This window comes from Komagataeibacter xylinus (assembly GCF_004302915.1).
Lineage (GTDB): Bacteria > Pseudomonadota > Alphaproteobacteria > Acetobacterales > Acetobacteraceae > Komagataeibacter > Komagataeibacter xylinus_C.
The window spans coordinates 1-16,941 of record NZ_QQBI01000032.1 but is presented as its reverse complement, the minus strand read 5'-3'; the positions used below and the strand labels follow the sequence as shown (position 1 = coordinate 16,941).

Here is a 16,941-nt window from a genome sequence, read left to right as displayed (position 1 = left end):
ATGACGACAGCGGACAGGATTGAACAGGCGATTGCCGCACTGCTGCCCCATTTTGGCGAGCGCCTGTCGCGCAGCCAGTCAGTCTGCGAACACCATGGCCATGGCGAGGGCTATCACGCCCAGCATGCGCCCCAGGCTGTCATCTTTGCCGAAACCACGCAGGACGTGGCCCACGCGCTGCGCGTGTGCAACGCCCACCGCGCGCCTGTCATACCCTTCGGGGCAGGCACGTCGCTCGAGGGGCAGGTCAACGCCATCGAGGGCGGCATATCCATAGACCTGTCACGCATGACCCGCCTGCTTGAACTCAATACAGGCGACATGGACTGCCGCGTGCAGGGGGGCATCACGCGGCAGGATCTCAACCTGCTGCTGCGTGATGAAGGGCTGTTCTTCCCCGTTGATCCGGGTGGGGAGGCAACCATTGGCGGCATGTGCGCCACGCGCGCGTCGGGCACGGGGGCCGTGCGTTATGGCACGATCCGTGAAAACGTGCTTGGCCTGACCGTGGTGCTGGCGGATGGACGCATCATGCGCGTGGGCCGCCGGGTGCGCAAATCCGCCATGGGTTATGACCTGACGCACCTCATGATCGGCTCGGAAGGAACGCTGGGCATCATTACGGAGGTGCAGCTGCGCCTGCATGGCATACCCGAGACCATGGCTGCCGCCGTCTGCCAGTTCGAGACACTGGCCGACTGCGTGGAAACCGCCGTGCAGGTCATGCAGATGAGCGTGCCGATCGGGCGTATGGAACTGCTTGATGACGTGCAGATGGATGCCTGCATCCGCTACGCCAAGCTGGAAGGCTACCGCCCCATCCCCACCATGTTCTTCGAATTTGAAGGCGGGCCGGAAGCCGTGCGCGAACAGATCGCGACAGTCGAGGCCATTGCGGAAGACAATAACGGCTCGGCCTTTACATGGAGCACCCAGGCGCAGGAACGCGCGGCGTTGTGGAAGACGCGCCATGCCGTATTCTGGGCCTGCCTTGCCTACCGGCCGGGATATACCGGCATCTCGACCGATGCGATCGTGCCCATTTCCGCCCTGACCGACATGATCCTGGGCGCCAAGCGCGATATTGAGGAATCCGGCATTACCGCCCCTATCGTGGGCCATATCGGCGATGGCAATTTCCACACCGTCATGCTTGTGCCGCCAGGCGAGGCGGAAGTGGAAAAAGCCCGCGCGCTCGACCACAAGATCATTGCCCGCGCGCTCTCTCTGGGCGGGTCGGCCAGTGGCGAGCACGGCGTGGGCCTGGCCAAGATCGGGTTCATGCCAGCGGAGCATGATGCGGTGGCGCTTGATGTCATGCGCACGATCAAGCACGCGCTTGACCCGAACAATATCCTCAACCCGGGCAAGCTGCTTCCCCCCCCTGCCCCGCCATGCTGAGCATCGCGGCGCTGGATGCCTTCGCACCCCGGCCATGGCGCAACGGGCGGGGCACCACGCGTGAAATCATGGCGCATGATGCCCCTGCGCCGGGCGCGGCGCATTCATGGCGCGTAAGCGTGGCGAGCATCGTGGGCGATGGCCCTTTTTCACTGTTTCCCGGCCTTGTGCGCCAGTTGGCCCTTGCCTCCCCCGGCAGGCTGACCCTGACCGGGATCGCATCGGGCGGGACGACACTGGACCACCCGGGCGACACCATCCGTTTTGACGGCGCCCTTGCGGTCAGCGCGTCATGCCATGGGCAGGCCGTACAGGCCTTCAATCTCATGGCAGCGCCTGCGGTGCCCGCGCGGCTGGAACGCCTTCAGGCGCCCTTCCGCCTCGAACATGCCCATGCGGTCGCCCTCCTGCCCCTTCAGGGTGAGTGGCGGATTGAAGGCTGCGACCGCACGCTGCCGACAGGCATGATTGCATGGGGGACCACCACGCGCGCGACCCACGTCGCGCCCATTGCCCCCGCCCTGCCCGCCTGCCTGCTGGCTGCCATCATTTCAACATCCCAAACTGAGAAAGTCATGCCATGAGTGAGCCTGCCGGTCTTCCCATCATTGATCTCGGTCCCGCGCGGCAAGGTGACTACGCAACAACCGGTGCCCTGATCAGCCATGCCTTCACCACGTCGGGGTTCTGCTACATTCGCAATCACGGCGTGCCTGATGCGATCATCGACCGCCTGCGGGCGGAGGCGCTGGATTTCTTCCATGCCCCCATGGAAGAAAAACTGGCCTGCAAACCCAAGGAGGCGGTGCGCGGCTTCAACGCCCTGAACCGCACGACCATGTACGGCGCGGAACAGCCTGACTACAAGGAGTTCTTCCAGATCGGGCTGGAACTGCCAGCCGATGATCCCGCCGTGCTTGCCGGCCAGCCCCTGCGCGGCCCCAACCAGTGGCCTGCCAGCCGCCCCGCCTTTCGCGCGGCCATGATGGACTACTTCAACGCCATTGGCGCCTGCGGGCAGGTACTGCTGCGCGCCGTTGCCCACTCGCTTGGCATTGCGCCGGATTTTTTTGTGGGAAAATATGATCGCCCGCTGCAACGCACGCAGGCCATCTGGTACCCCCCGCACCCGGCGGAACGCGAGAAAGACCAGTTTGGCGTCGCACCCCATACCGATTATGGCTGCATTACCCTGCTGTGGCAGGACCAGACCGGCGGGCTTGATGTCATGGGCGCGGATGGCAACTGGATTCCGGCCCCGCCCATTCCCGGCACGCTGGTCATCAATATTGGCGACCTGCTGTGCCGTTGGTCCAACCAGCGTTACAATTCCAACATGCACCGGGTCACGAACCGCTCCGGCAAGGAGCGCCTGTCCATCGCGACCTTCTACGACCCGGATTACGACGCCATTGTCGACCCGCGCGACCTGAACCTGCCCACCGGCACGCAGCCGCTTTTCGAGCCGGTTTCCGCTGGTGATTACATCATGGGCCGCATCCGCGATTCCCAGAAACCCCGCGCCACCAAAGCCTGACCCGCACAGTCCCGCCATGACCCGGCGGGGCTGCCATCAGGCATGCGGGTCGGTTTTTGTGGTGTTTTTTGGAAAATGACCAAAGGTCCGGGTTATCGCCTTTTCATGAAGGCGATGCCCGCAAAAACCGTTGTACAATTTTAGAATGTTTTTACGGCCAGCAGGTCAGGCAGCCTGCCGATGCGCGGCCAGTCAGAACCGCCACAGCGCCTTCTGGCCCGCTGCACGCACGGCCTCGATGTCACGCAGCCCTGCAAGGGCCATGACATCGCGCGTTTCCTGCGCCAGCACATCAAGGGCGGCCGCTACACCTGGCGCGCCCCGTGCGGCAAGCCCCCATACCCAGGGGCGGCCAATGGAAACCGCATGCGCGCCCAACGCCAGCGCCGTGACCACATCCCCACCGCGACGGATGCCGCTGTCAAGCATGATATCCAGCCGCCCGCCCACCGCCGCGGCGATGCCGGGCAGCACATCAAGGGTTGCGGGGGCCGGGTCCATCTGGCGGCCACCATGGTTGGACACCACAATGCCATCTGCCCCGGCATCCGCCGCGCGCAGGGCATCTTCGGGGCACATCACGCCCTTTACCACCAAAGTGCCATCCCAGTTTTCGCGCAGCCATGCCAGGTCATCCCAGTCCAGCGCGGGGTCGATCTGGGCTGCAACATCACGCGCCTGCCCCATGACATTGCGGGCGGTTGTATAGGCATCAACATTGCCCACGACGGGCATGCCGCCACGCAACAGGCCCGCAACCCAGGCCGGATGGTTCAGCAGGCCCGCCATCTGCAATACGGTCGGGCGCGAAAGATGACGGAAGCCGTTGCGCACATCGCGCTCACGCACGGGGGTGATGGCGGTATCAACGGTCAGGATAATGCCGGTAATGCCACATGCTTTTGCGCGGGCCAGCATGTCGCGTGTCAGGGCACGGTCGCGCAGCACGTAAATCTGCGCCATGACATCAGCGCCCGTCGCGGCCACGTCTTCCATGGGCGCGATAGAAAAGGTGGAAACGCCCATTCCAACGCCGCGACTGCGCGCCGCATGGGCCCCACCGCGCTCACCATGGTGGTGAAACATGCCCGCAAACCCGACCGGAGCCAGAAAGACCGGCATCTGCCATGTCCGGCCAAAGCAGCGCGTGGTCAGGTCAATGGCTGACACATCGCACAAAGCGCGGGGTATGACACCCCACTGGGCAAAACTGTTGCGGTTGCGGGCCATGGTGCGTTCACCATGGGCACCGCCATCGATATAATCGGCAAAGAGCCGGGGGAGACGACGGCGCGCCTTTCGCGCAGCGGCAATGAACGCGCCGTCATCCACCATCAGGCAGCCTCGACCGTGGGCAGGGACAGGGCGCCAGCCACCGCGGTGTTCAGCGCGCCTGCGGCGATCAGCGCATTGGCCTTTTCCATGTCAGGGGTGAACAGCCGGTCCTGCGCGAAGAAGGACACATGCTCACGCAGGGCCGCTGCGGCCTGCGCCAGCGGCTGCGAGGAGGTCAGCGGCGCAAGGAAGTCAAGCCCCTGCACGGCCGCCAGATATTCAATGCCAAGGATGGTACGCACGTTGTCATTGATATCAGTGACGCGGCGGGCTGCAAAGGTCGCCATGGACACGTGATCTTCCTGGTTGGCGGAAGTCGGCAGGCTGTCCACGCTGGCGGGATGGGCCAGCGTCTTGTTTTCCGACGCCAGCGCCGCCGCCGTGACCTGCGCGATCATGAAGCCCGAATTCACGCCACTGTCATTGACCAGGAAGGGCGGCAGCCCGCTCATGCCCGGGTCCACCAGCAGTGCCAGGCGGCGCTCGGCGATGGCGCCAATTTCCGAGACCGCGATCGCCATGAGATCAGCCGCAATGGCGACCGGTTCGGCATGGAAGTTGCCGCCCGAGATCATCTCATCCGTATCGGGGAAGTGGATGGGATTGTCGGAAACCGCATTGGCCTCGATCAGCAGCACGCGGGCGGCATGGCGCAGGCTGTCGAGCGCCGCCCCCATGACCTGCGGCTGGCAGCGCAGGCAGTACGGATCCTGCACGCGCTCGTCATCAACCTCATGGGAGGAACGGATGGCCGAACCTTCCATCAGCTTGCGATACACCGCGGCGCATTCGATCTGCCCCTGCTGGCCGCGCAGCGTGTGCAGGCGCGGATCAAACGGGGCATCCGTGCCACGCGCGGCATCAAGCGTGAGCGAGCCGGTCACAAGAGCCGCCTGGAACAGGCGCTCGGCATCGAACAGGGCAATGATGGCCAGCGAGGTGGAAACCTGCGTGCCGTTGAGCAGCGCAAGCCCTTCCTTGGGGCCAAGGACAACCGGCGCGAGGCCCGCAGCCTTCAGCGCTGCGGCACCCGGCAGGCGCTCACCCTTGTAGAAGGCTTCGCCCTCGCCGATCAGGACGGCGGTCATGTGCGCCAGCGGGGCCAGATCGCCCGATGCGCCAACCGATCCCTTTTCGGGGATGACCGGAATGAGCCCCTTGGCCAGCATGTCGAGCAGGAGCTGCACGACCTCGGGCCGCACGCCCGAAAAACCGCGCCCGAGGCCATTGGCCTTGAGCAGCATGATCAGGCGCACCACACGCTCGGGCAGCGGCTTGCCGATGCCGGCCGCATGGCTGAGAACCAGGTTGCGCTGAAGATCGCGCAGCCGGTCATCAGGGATGCGGGTCTTGGCCAGCTTGCCAAAACCGGTGTTGACGCCATAGACCGCCGCGCCACCGGCCACGATCCGCTCGACCGAACGCGCGGCCGCCGCCAGGGTGGCCTGCGCCTCGGGGCTCAGGGTAACATCCATCCCCTCGAACACGAAGCGACGCAGGGTAGCCAGATCAAGCTGACCGGGATGAAGAACGAGATTTTCTGACATCTGAAATCAGCCTTTTTTGATCATGGGCAGGTCAAGCCCTTTTTCGTGGGCACAGTCGACCGCGATGTCGTAACCCGCATCCGCATGGCGCATCACGCCCGTTGCCGGGTCATTCCACAGCACGCGCTCCAGGCGCTTTGCGGCGTCATCCGTGCCATCAGCCACGATCACCATGCCTGAATGCTGGGAGAAGCCCATGCCCACGCCACCGCCATGGTGCAGCGAAACCCATGTCGCACCCGATGCGGTGTTGAGCAGCGCGTTGAGCAGTGGCCAGTCCGACACGGCATCCGAGCCATCACGCATGGCTTCCGTCTCGCGGTTGGGGCTGGCGACGGAGCCGCTGTCAAGGTGGTCGCGGCCAATCACGATCGGCGCCTTCAGTTCACCCTTGGCAACCATTTCATTGAACGCGAGGCCAAGGCGGTGGCGGTCACCCAGCCCGACCCAGCAGATGCGCGAGGGCAGGCCCTGGAAATGGATCTTCTCGCGCGCCATGTCGAGCCAGTTGTGCAGGTGCTTGTCGTCGGGCAGCAGTTCCTTCACCTTGGCGTCGGTCTTGTAGATGTCTTCCGGGTCGCCCGACAGGGCCGCCCAGCGGAACGGGCCGATGCCACGGCAGAAGAGCGGGCGGATATAGGCGGGCACGAAACCGGGGAACTCAAAGGCCTCCTCGCAGCCGACCTCAAGCGCCATCTGGCGGATGTTGTTGCCGTAGTCGAAGGTGGGAATGCCCATGCGGTGGAAGGCGACCATTGCTTCCACGTGCAGCTTCATGGAGTCCTTGGCCGCCTTCTCGACCGCGGCCGGGTCGGTCACGCGCATCCTGGCCGCCTGGTCCAGCGTCCAGCCTGCCGGGAGGTAGCCGTTGAGCGGGTCATGGGCGGAGGTCTGATCGGTCACGCCATCGGGGCGGATGCCACGGCGCACCAGCTCGGGGAAGACCTCGGCCGCATTGCCCAGCAGGCCCACGGAAACCGGCTTGCCGCTCTTGCAGGCGGCGTCGATGATCTCGAGCGCCTCATCAAGCGTGTCGACCTTGCGGTCGAGATAGCCGGTCTGCAGGCGCTTCTCGATACGGCCGGGCTCGCACTCGACCGCCAGCATGGAGGCACCGGCCATGACAGCGGCCAGGGGCTGCGCGCCGCTCATGCCGCCGAGGCCGCCGGTCAGGATCCACCGGCCGGTCAGGTCGCCGCCATAGTACTGGCGCCCCATCTCGACAAAGGTTTCATACGTTCCCTGAACGATGCCCTGGCTGCCGATATAGATCCACGAACCGGCCGTCATCTGGCCGTACATCATCAGCCCGGCACGATCGAGTTCGTTGAACTTGTCCCAGTTCGCCCAGTGGGGAACGATGTTGGAATTGGCGATCAGGACGCGGGGGGCATTCTCATGCGTGCGGAATACGCCAACCGGCTTGCCGGACTGCACCAGCAGGGTCTGGTCGGCTTCCAGCGTTTTCAGCGTGTCGACAATACGGTCGTAGCACTCCCAGTTACGGGCAGCGCGGCCAATACCACCATAGACAACCAGCTCCGAAGGCTTTTCCGCCACTTCGGGGTCGAGGTTATTCATCAGCATCCGCATAGCAGCTTCAGTCTGCCAGCTTTTTGCCGTGATCTCAGGGCCATGCGCGGCATGGATAATACGATCATTGGACAGACGGGACGAGGTCGGGCTACTCATGACATCACCTTGAATGTACTTGTATATACATTCGTTTGCCGCAGACCCTCCCCCTTGTCAACATGAAAACGTAATGAAATACCGTTTCAGAACAATGGGAGAGAAAGATCAGGGCCTGTAGCGACCGACAAAGCTGAAGCGGCTGCCGGAATAGGTGAAGATTCCCTTCATGACGACTCGCCCCTCGACCCATGTACGCCGCATGAGCTGCAGGCAGGCCTCGGGCTCATCAAGCTCGAGCAGCGTGCAGATATCCAGGCTCGGCGTCACCGCGAACACCACGTGCTCGATCTCCTCGGGGTGGGAAATGCCCGAGAGATGACGGTGCGGATGGGTGAGGGAAAAGTCCTGGTCCAGATAATCGGGCGCGAAATGGGGCGAGACGAAACGCTCCTCGACCTGTAGCGGCGTATCATCCTCATAATGGACGATGATGGAATGGAAGAGCCGCGCACCGGGGCGCTGCTCGAACGCCGTTGCGAGATCACTGTTCGCGCGGATCGTATCAAGCGTGATGATGCGCGTGGTGTGCTCATGCCCGTTGGAGGCAATATCATCAGCAATATCACGCAGTTCCAGCAGCTCCACGCGCTGGGCGGGCTCGGCGACGAACGTGCCCACGCCCTGCGCGCGCGTGACCAGCCCTTCGGCCGTGAGTTCGCGCAGGGCACGGTGGACCGTCATGCGCGAGACACCGAGCAGTTCCACCAGTTCGCTTTCCGATGGAAGGCGATGACCGATTGCCCATTCACCGGTTTCAATCCGCTCGGTGATGTACAGCTTGACCTGCTCGTAGCGGGCTGTGGGTTTATCCTTGCTTAAGACCAGTGACACGCAATTACACCTTATTCAGAAGACGTTAGTCTATACTGGCATAAGGGAGTGAGTGCCATCCAGCGCTGATCGCAACTTTTTATTGCGGACAACCACCAAAAATCCGTGCGCTGGGCCTTACCCCCCCGATCCAGTACGACAGTTCATGCGGGCCGGCGATGTCCCACACCACCATGTCGGCCGCCATGCCCGTGCGCAGCCGCCCGACCGTATGCTCCAGCCCCAGCGCCCTTGCGGCGATATGGGTATGCCCGGCCAGGGCTTCCCCCGGCGTGAGGCGGAAGAGCGTGCAGGCCATGTTCATGACCGCCGTGGGGCTGAGCACGGGCGACGTGCCGGGATTGCAGTCCGTGGCAAGGCCCATGGGCACGCCATGCTTGCGGAACAGGGAAACCGGAGGCTGCTTCGTTTCACGCACAAAATAGAAGGCGCCGGGCAGCAGCATGGCCACGGTGCCTGCATCGGCCATGGCCTGCACGCTGCTTTCGCTTGCATATTCAACATGATCGGCCGAGAGCGCATGCCAGCGCGCCGCAAGCTTGCCCCCATCGAGATCGGACATCTGGTCGGCATGCAGGCGCACGGGCAGCTTCCAGCGCTGGGCGGCCTCAAAAATACGCTCGACCTCGGCAGGCTGGAAGGCAATGGTTTCACAGAAGGCATCGACGCTGTCGGCCAGACCGGCTTCCGCCACGGCAGGCAGCATTTCCGTGCACAGGAAGGTCACGTAATCATCCTGCCTGCCCGCGAATTCCGGCGGCAGCGCATGGGCGCCGAGAAAGGTGGTATGCACGCGCACCGGCAGATGTCTGCCCACCGCGCGCGCCACGCGCAGCTGCTTGAGTTCATCTTCCAGCCGCAGCCCGTAGCCTGACTTGATCTCGAGGGTGGTCACGCCATTTTCAACAAGGCAGCGCGCGCGCTTAAGCGTAAGCCGCAGCAGTTCCTCCTCGCTCGCATCACGGGTGGCGCGCACGGTGGACAGGATGCCGCCCCCGCGCCGTGCAATCTCCTGATAGGAAACCCCCTGCAGCCGCTCCGCGAACTCGCCGCTCCTGTCCCCGCCATAGACGAGGTGCGTATGCGGGTCGACCAGGCCTGCCGTCATCCACTGGCCCTTGCACGAAATGACCTCGCGCGCGAGGCGTTCAGGCGCGCCGGGCAGGTCCGCGCGGGGGCCGACCCATACGATCTGCCCATCGCGGGCAGCGATGGCGCCATCAGGGATGAGGCCAAAATCATCTCCGCCCGGCTGCCCGGTTCCACTCGCATTGGTTGCCAGATTGACATCGACCCATAACCGATCCCACATGACGCACTCCCATTTCAGCGCTTGACCCTAAACGTATATACATGTCTAGTTTTGAAATCGTTCCAACGCAATGCTCTATCAAAACAGGCCCGTCATGTCCTTATCGGTACAGATCCAGACCATTTTTGCCGGGCAGGCCCTCCTGCCCGAGGGGTGGCGCGACAATGTACGCCTTGGCTTTGATGCCAGTGGTCATTTCACCACGATAGAAGCCGACCAGCAGCCCCGCCCCGATGACAGGCGCGTCGATATCGCCCTGCCGCCCATGCCCAGCCTGCATTCCCACGCCTTCCAGCGCGCCATGGCCGGACTGACGGAAACCCGGCTGAACCCCGCCGATTCATTCTGGAGCTGGCGCGAGCAGATGTACCGTCTTGCTGCCGTCATCGACCCCGCCACCCTCCGCGCCATTGCCGCCCAGCTTTATATGGAAATGCTCAAGGCCGGTTATACGCAGGTTGCCGAGTTCCACTACCTGCACTGCGCACCGGACGGGCAGCCCTATACGCAGCCCGCCGAAATGCCGCTTGCCGTCATCGATGCCGCCCGCGATGCGGGTATCGGAATCACCATGCTGCCGGCGCTATACCGGCATGCGGGCTTTGGCCGCCCGCTGGCGGCGGAACAGAAGCGCTTTGCCAGTTCACCGGAATTCCTTGCGCGGGTCATTACCGATATCACGGCCCGCCATGCTGGCGATCCTCTGGTGAATGCGGGGATCGCCCTGCATTCCCTGCGGGCGGCCAGTGGGGATGACATACGCGAAATGCTCGCCCTGCTGCCCGGTGACATGCCCGTGCACATTCACATTGCCGAGCAGGTGAAGGAAGTGGAGGACTGCGTTGCCTTCCTTGGGCGCAGGCCGGTTGCCTGGCTGCTCGATGAGATGCCGGTGGATGAGCGCTGGTGCCTGGTCCATGCAACGCATATGGATCGGGACGAAACGGCGCGCCTGGCCCGTTCGGGCGCGGTTGCCGGTATCTGCCCCATTACCGAGGCCAATCTGGGCGATGGTTTCTTCCCCTTCATGGATTACGTGGATGCGGGGGGCCGCTTTGGCATTGGCAGTGACAGCAATGTGCTGCTCAACGTAGCGGAGGAACTGCGCACGCTGGAATACGGGCAGCGCCTCATCTCGCAAAAACGCTGCCGCGCCCTGCCCTCGGGCCAGACCGGATCGGTCGGAGGGTACCTGTATGCACAGGCCCTGCGGGGGGGAATGCAGGCCTGCGCGCATGGTGGCGGCCAACTGGCCGTGGGGCAGCGCGCCGACCTGTGCACGCTGGCTGACACCGCCCTGTCGCTGCCTGGCCTGCGGGGCGATACCATTATGGATTCACTCGTCTTTGCCCGCGCCACCCTGCCTGTCAGCGATGTACTGTGCGCAGGCCAGTGGGTCGTGCGCGAAGGGCGCCATGTTCACGAAGAACGTATCGCGACTGCATTCGGCAAGGCGATTACGACCTTACGTTCCGACCGGAGTTCACTGTCATGACCCCGCCCGTCTTTACGCATACACGCGGCACGGCCCCCGTTCTTGTCACCATTCCGCATGCCGGCACGGCACTCGCACCCGGCATGGCCGAACGCATGACGCCACGCGGCCGGTTACTGCCGGATACCGACTGGTATATGGAAAAACTCTATACATCGGCTGCCGACATGGGCATCGGGGTCATTCGTGCCAATTATTCGCGCTATGTCATTGACCTCAACCGGGGCGCGGATGATTCCACGCTCTATCCGGGTCGGCCCAAGACCGGCCTCGTGCCGGACCTGACTTTTGATGGTACCCCGATCTACCACCCCGGCCAGGAACCGGATGAAGCGGAAACGGGCGAACGCCGGATCCGCTACTGGCAACCCTATCATGATGCGGTGGCGGAAGAACTGGCCCGGCTGAAAGCCCGGTGGGGCTGGGCGATATTGTGGGATGGCCATTCCATCAAGACGGAAATCCCGCGCCTGTTTGAAGGCTGCCTGCCCGACCTGAATTTCGGGACCAACCAGGGCGCAGCCTGCGCGCCATCGCTCATTGACAGCGTTGTCTCCCTTGCCGCGCGGGACACGGATTATTCCCATGTCGTCAACGGGCGGTTCAAGGGCGGTTATACAACACGGCATTATGGCCAGCCCGAACAGGACATCCATGCCATACAGCTTGAAAAAGCCCAGAGAATCTACCTCGGCCACGAAGATACGCCATGGCCGCTTGATACGGACAAGACCCGCAAAATATCAGCCCTGATCGGCACGCTGCTGCAACAGGCAACGGCGTGGCGCCCTGCGTAACCTTATTGACTGCCACCACAGGCAGCCCGCCCGCTGGCGCAATGACCAGCGGGCGGGTTCAGCCAGATGCGCCAGGAACCTTTATGACCGGAACTGGCCAGTAGCTTCCGTTCCGGTCATATGGTTTTATTTCTTTTCAGCCTTGCCGGATGCAGCCTGCTCTTCACATGCCTTGCGCATTGCGGGCATGATCTTGCGGGGCTGCCGGAACCATGTTTCCAGATCCTTCGGCGCCATGGGCTTGGCGAACAGGTAGCCCTGCATGACATCACAGTGCAGGCTTTCCAGAAGTTCGTATTGTGCTTCCGTCTCCACCCCTTCGGTCACGACGGTCATGCCCAGCCGGTTACCAATGCCGATAACCGCCGTTGTCACCGCCTGCGCATTGGCATCATGCTCAAGGTTCATGATGAAGCTGCGGTCAATCTTGATTTCCGTCAGCGGCAGGCGGGTCAGCCGCGACAGTGATGAGTAGCCCGTGCCAAAATCATCCATGGACAGGCCAACATTCAGGCCGCGAATGGCATTGAGCACATCCATCGTATCCTTGTTTTCATCCATCATCACGCTTTCGGTAATCTCCACCGTCAGGCGTGCCGGGGCAATGCCAAACCGGGTCAGCAGGTTCGAGATCATTTCGGGCAACTGGCGTTTGCGGAAATGACCGGCTGACAGGTTGACCGATACCGCCGGGATCATGACCCCATCGCGGTCCCATGCCACGATCTGGCGGCAGGCTTCTTCCAGGCACCATGCACCGATGGCCTCGATCTGCCCGGTATCCTCCGCAACCGCAATGAAACGGGAGGGAAAAATATTGCCCAGATGCGGATGATGCCAGCGCGACAGCGCCTCCACACCATAGAGCGCGCCCGTTTTTGCCTCGATCTGCGGCTGGTAATGCAGGTTGAGCAATCCTTTGGCCAGGGAATCACGCAAGGCGGAGCCAAGGACAAGGCGGTCCTGTGCCGCGGTATGGTCCTCTGGCGTGGCAACGCGGAATGTGCCGCGGGCATCTTTCTTGGCAAGGCGCATCGCGGCCTCGGCGTGGCCGATCAGGGATTCACTGTCCGGCCCGTTTTCAGGGAACATGCTGATGCCCACGCTGATCGAAGCCGCAATGAAGTTGCCACCGATTTCGATGGGCTCCTCCATGCCCCCGATCAGCCTCTCGGCAAATGCCGTTGCAGGGGCAGCCTGGGTGTCGGGCAATATGATGACAAACTCATCCCCCCCTGCGCGGCTGAGGATGTAATGGCTCCGGCACAGGCTCTTGATCCGTGCTGCCACCGCCTTGAGGAAGTCATCGCCATTGGAATGCCCGAGCGCATCGTTGATGTCACGAAAGCGGTCGAGATTGAGCATCAGCACGGCAAAATGGTTGTCACCCGGTTTGCCGACAAGGTTCCTGAGGACCTTATGGATGGCGGTCCGGTTCAGGAAACCGGTCAGCGGATCATAATTGGCCAGTTGGGAGATATGGTGGCGCGCTTCATACTGCTCGATCAGGACACTGCAGAATGGCACGCAGCCCGCCACGATCTTCTGCGGCCACTCGCTGATCGTGCTGGTATTGCGTGAAAACAGCGCGAATATGCCCGATATCTTGCCGTTGCGCGCCTTGATCGCGGAGGCCCAGCAATTATGCAGCCCCAGCGAAACCCCTAGCGAGCGGTAGCTTTCCCATACAACGGTGGCCGCCTCGTCAAGGTCATTGGACAGGGCCATGATGTCCGCATCTGAGAGTGTTACATTCTCCAGTGCCGCGGCATAGCGCCGTGGCAGGCCGGGACCCGACAGCACATGGAGCCGGTGGTCTTCATCGATCAGCACAAGGATGGCGACCGTATTGGGGATGAAATTCTCCACCTCCCGGCAGACAAGGTCCGCCACGTCCTGTATCTGCATATCGGTCGAGAGGGACTGGAACACCGTATTCTGCAGGTCCAGCAGTTTCTTGCGATGGTTTTCTTCCGTTACCGCCTTGATGGAGGCGAGATAGTATTTTTTGCCTTTCGGGCCGACCTTGCTTGAAGACAGCGTCAGTTCCCCGGTGATGTAGTCACCGTGCCGGTTCTCGAAGATAATTTCACGCGATGTGCCAACGGTGGCGTCAAGATCCGCCGGGTGCCGGCTGTCGGCATGGCCACCCTGTTCATCGCAGCCGAAATCCGGGACCAGCTTGCGCATGTTCTGGCCGCGCACTTCATCCTGCGCATAACCCCAGAGTTTTTCCGCCCCTTTATTGAAAAAGATGACGTCATTGCGGTCGTCAGTCACGATGATCGCTTCGGTCGCGTCATGCAGCAGGGCCAGGGCGATGTCGCCCGACAATGCAGGCTTTGGGGAAGGTGAAGTCAGGAGCAACTTGTTCATGATGATAGGCCACAGTTCACAATTTGACAGGCAGGCTGCCTGTTTGCACAGGATAGAAAAGACATGAGGGGGCGCTATGGCATCAGGCCGACTGCAGCCCCAGTGCTTCCGGGCGGGCGGGACGGCCAATCAGGAACCCCTGCCCCGCCACGCAGCCCTCGCCACGGAGCACTTCAAGCTGCCGGGGCGTTTCGATCCCTTCCGCCAGCACGGAGATATTCATCGTGCGGCCAAGGGCAAGGACCGAACGGACAATGGCGGCGGCATCGGAATTGGTTTCGATCCCCTGCATGAAACTGCCATCAAGCTTGATCCGGTCGAACGGGAAGGAGCGCAGCGTATCAATGGACGAATAACCCGTGCCGAAATCATCCAGTGCGATCGAAACCCCGAGTTCCTTGATCCGGCGCACGATTTCAAGCGCACGCTGCTTGTCATCGATGATGGACGTTTCCGTCAATTCCAGCTCAAGCCGGGCGGGAGAAAGACCCGTGTTCTCGAGTGTTTCCTTGACCAGCCGGTACAGATCGGGATGAAAGAACTGCACCGGAGACAGGTTGACCGCAAGCTTGTACGAAGCATCCCACTTCGCGGCCTGTGCGCAGGCGGTCTGCAGAACCCATTCGCCCAGCGGGATGATGAGGCCGTTTTCCTCGGCAACAGGAATGAACAGGGCGGGCGGCACTTCCCCCCGTTCAGGGCTGGTCCAGCGCAGCAGGGCCTCGTAGCCAAAGATCTCGCCCGTCGCAATGGCGGTCTGCACCTGATAGTGCAGGCTCAGTTCGCCTTTTTCCATGGCCGTCTTCAGGTCTGCCGCAAGTGCGCGCGCTTCGCGTACCGTCTCATCCATCGCGGGCTCGTAATAGGCCACGGTGCGCAACGGGTCCGCCTTGGCGCGATACATGGCAAGGTCGGCACGCGTGACGAGTGTTTCCTTGTCGGTCGCGTCCTTGGGGAACAGGGCCAGGCCTACGCTGCCGCCGGTTGTGACTTCGTAGTCCTCGATCGGGATGGGCAGGTTGATGGCTTCCTCGATGCGGGCGACAAAGGCATTGAGTTCATCAGGGTCGCTCGTCAGGTGGACCGCGGCAAACTCATCCCCGCCCAGACGGGCCACGAACTCGCCTTCGCCCAGCATCTCGGTAAAACGGTTGGCAATGGTGACCAGAACGACATCGCCTGCGGCATGCCCACGCACATCGTTGATTTCCTTGAACTTGTTAAGATCAATTCCAATCAGTGCGAACTGGGTTCCCTTCTCTTTCGCATCCTCGATCACCTCATCGAGATGATCATTGAAGCTGACGCGGTTGGGGAGCGCTGTCAGGGCATCATGCAGCGCCATCTGCCGCATGCGCTCATAAGATTCCGCGCGCGTTGCATCATCGATCGAGAAACTGTTGCCGCCCGTGGCCACCAGCAGGAGGGTTGTAATGGCCAGCGCAACGCCAAGCACGACAGGGGCATTGCCACTCGCCATGAGATCGGCCGACATCATGTGCGTGCGCATGGCGGACACACCAACAAAATGCAGCCCCGCAATCGCCGCGACAAACAGCACCGTGGCCAGGATTTCCCGGTGCCGGTTCCCGCTACGCAGCAGGCATTGCAGGGACAACGTGCCAAAAGCGATGCCCAGCAGCAGGGAGAGCGCGATTGTTGGCAGGCTCCAGGCCATATGATCGCCGAATTCCACGGCATACATGCCGGAATAATGCATGCCTGCGATGGCAAGGCCAAGCACGGCGCCGCCGAGGGCTGGCCCCATCCGGCTCTTGCTGGTGGCGGCGATAACGGTTGCGGCCAGTACGCCCACGGCAGCAATGACAAATGAAAACAGCGTAAGCGGAATATTCAGCAGGCCCGCCACACCCGGCATGTATGCCAGCAGCGCCAGGAAGTGGGTGCACCATATGGTTGTCGCACCGGCGGCCGCACATTGCAGATACCATGAATGATTCTGCCGCCCCGGCGTCGCGGCAATGCGCGCCATGATGCGGACAGTGATCCATGAACCCGCGATACATACAATAAGGGCGGAAATAAGGAGGGGCATGTTGGAATCCATCATTATTTTAAGCAATTGCAACACGGTATTATTCCATCGGGGAGCGCATGGTTAAGCATAGATACCGCCTGCGTGGCGGCATAAATTCTCGTCACGTCAGATGGTATTTATTTATATAACTGATATATTATTGGTTATTTTTATTGTTCTATATTTTAGAGCTGGTCTTTTCGTGATCTATATCATATATTCCTGATATAAATAATTAGTTGTACACGATCTGCCTCTTTCCGATCGCCGATCCGGGCCGCTTCATACAAATCAACAAAAAGTGATGTATGATTTATTCCATGCGGTATAATTGATTTAATTAATTTCAAGATCGTATCTTTTTGTCACTTTATATTGTTACATAACAAAACAATCGTCCGTATTTCCTTGGTTTTCCGGCATATTCCATGCATCTTTTTTGCACTGCACAAATAGGCTGGCAGCACCCGTTTTTCAGAACAGACAATTCCTATTAACAATTTTTTCAGGGCCTGTTGGGAATTATGCTTTTTTGAAGTCTCTAAATATGATTCAAAGGCCATATGGAGCGCTTCAT

13 protein-coding genes are annotated in these 16,941 nt (G+C 61.5%); 5 read left to right on the top strand and 8 right to left on the bottom strand.

Annotation, left to right across the window (positions count from 1 at the left end):
• Genes DV027_RS13965 through DV027_RS13955 form a run of 3 tightly spaced genes read left to right on the top strand, consistent with a single transcriptional unit; the run spans position 1 to position 2,938 of the window.
• On the top strand, positions 1–1,401 hold the full coding sequence (locus DV027_RS13965) for an FAD-binding oxidoreductase (RefSeq protein ID WP_242621930.1): 1,401 nt from the start codon (positions 1–3) through the stop codon (positions 1,399–1,401).
• Positions 1,395–1,985 (top strand): HutD/Ves family protein, encoded by a 591-nt coding sequence (locus DV027_RS13960; RefSeq protein ID WP_130732602.1) that lies wholly within the window; start codon positions 1,395–1,397, stop codon positions 1,983–1,985. Before DV027_RS13965 ends, DV027_RS13960 begins: the two co-directional genes overlap by 7 nt.
• Positions 1,982–2,938, top strand: a complete 957-nt coding sequence (locus tag DV027_RS13955) for an isopenicillin N synthase family dioxygenase (protein ID WP_130732601.1) — start codon at positions 1,982–1,984, stop codon at positions 2,936–2,938. The genes DV027_RS13960 and DV027_RS13955 overlap by 4 nt, the downstream gene beginning before the upstream one ends.
• 192 nt (positions 2,939–3,130) lie before the next feature.
• Here DV027_RS13955 and DV027_RS13950 read toward each other — a convergent pair whose 3' ends face one another.
• The 5 genes from DV027_RS13950 to hutI all read right to left on the bottom strand — a co-directional run bounded on the left by DV027_RS13950 (position 3,131) and on the right by hutI (position 9,658).
• Positions 3,131–4,273: an alpha-hydroxy acid oxidase gene (locus DV027_RS13950; RefSeq protein WP_130732600.1), complete on the bottom strand. Its 1,143-nt coding sequence runs from the start codon at positions 4,271–4,273 to the stop codon at positions 3,131–3,133.
• Positions 4,273–5,820, bottom strand: coding sequence for a histidine ammonia-lyase (hutH, locus tag DV027_RS13945; protein ID WP_130732599.1), 1,548 nt, complete (start codon positions 5,818–5,820; stop codon positions 4,273–4,275). The genes DV027_RS13950 and hutH overlap by 1 nt, the downstream gene beginning before the upstream one ends.
• Before the next feature lie 6 nt (positions 5,821–5,826).
• Positions 5,827–7,512, bottom strand: coding sequence for a urocanate hydratase (gene hutU / locus DV027_RS13940; RefSeq protein ID WP_130732598.1), 1,686 nt, complete (start codon positions 7,510–7,512; stop codon positions 5,827–5,829).
• A gap of 108 nt (positions 7,513–7,620) precedes the next feature.
• Positions 7,621–8,346 (bottom strand): histidine utilization repressor, encoded by a 726-nt coding sequence (gene hutC, locus DV027_RS13935; protein ID WP_130732597.1) that lies wholly within the window; start codon positions 8,344–8,346, stop codon positions 7,621–7,623.
• A gap of 79 nt (positions 8,347–8,425) precedes the next feature.
• On the bottom strand, positions 8,426–9,658 hold the full coding sequence (gene hutI, locus DV027_RS13930; RefSeq protein ID WP_130732596.1) for an imidazolonepropionase: 1,233 nt from the start codon (positions 9,656–9,658) through the stop codon (positions 8,426–8,428).
• A 94-nt stretch (positions 9,659–9,752) separates the two neighbouring features.
• Here hutI and DV027_RS13925 point away from each other — a divergent pair, with 94 nt between their 5' ends.
• Together DV027_RS13925 and hutG are read left to right on the top strand one after the other, a co-directional pair.
• Positions 9,753–11,153 carry a formimidoylglutamate deiminase gene (locus tag DV027_RS13925; protein WP_130732595.1) on the top strand — a complete coding sequence of 467 codons (1,401 nt, stop codon included), beginning with the start codon at positions 9,753–9,755 and terminating at the stop codon, positions 11,151–11,153.
• A complete protein-coding gene (gene hutG / locus DV027_RS13920) occupies positions 11,150–11,950 on the top strand; it encodes an N-formylglutamate deformylase (RefSeq protein ID WP_130732594.1) in 801 nt (266 codons plus the stop codon). Before DV027_RS13925 ends, hutG begins: the two co-directional genes overlap by 4 nt.
• Before the next feature lie 126 nt (positions 11,951–12,076).
• Here the strand turns inward: hutG and DV027_RS13915 are convergent, their stop codons facing one another.
• The 3 genes from DV027_RS13915 to DV027_RS17760 all read right to left on the bottom strand — a co-directional run.
• Positions 12,077–14,326: an EAL domain-containing protein gene (locus DV027_RS13915; protein ID WP_130732593.1), complete on the bottom strand. Its 2,250-nt coding sequence runs from the start codon at positions 14,324–14,326 to the stop codon at positions 12,077–12,079.
• An 82-nt stretch (positions 14,327–14,408) separates the two neighbouring features.
• Positions 14,409–16,382 (bottom strand): putative bifunctional diguanylate cyclase/phosphodiesterase, encoded by a 1,974-nt coding sequence (locus tag DV027_RS13910; protein WP_242621929.1) that lies wholly within the window; start codon positions 16,380–16,382, stop codon positions 14,409–14,411.
• A gap of 347 nt (positions 16,383–16,729) precedes the next feature.
• Positions 16,730–16,941, bottom strand: a 212-nt coding sequence (locus tag DV027_RS17760) for a hypothetical protein (RefSeq protein WP_207303499.1), incomplete at its 5' end; no start/stop codon positions are given.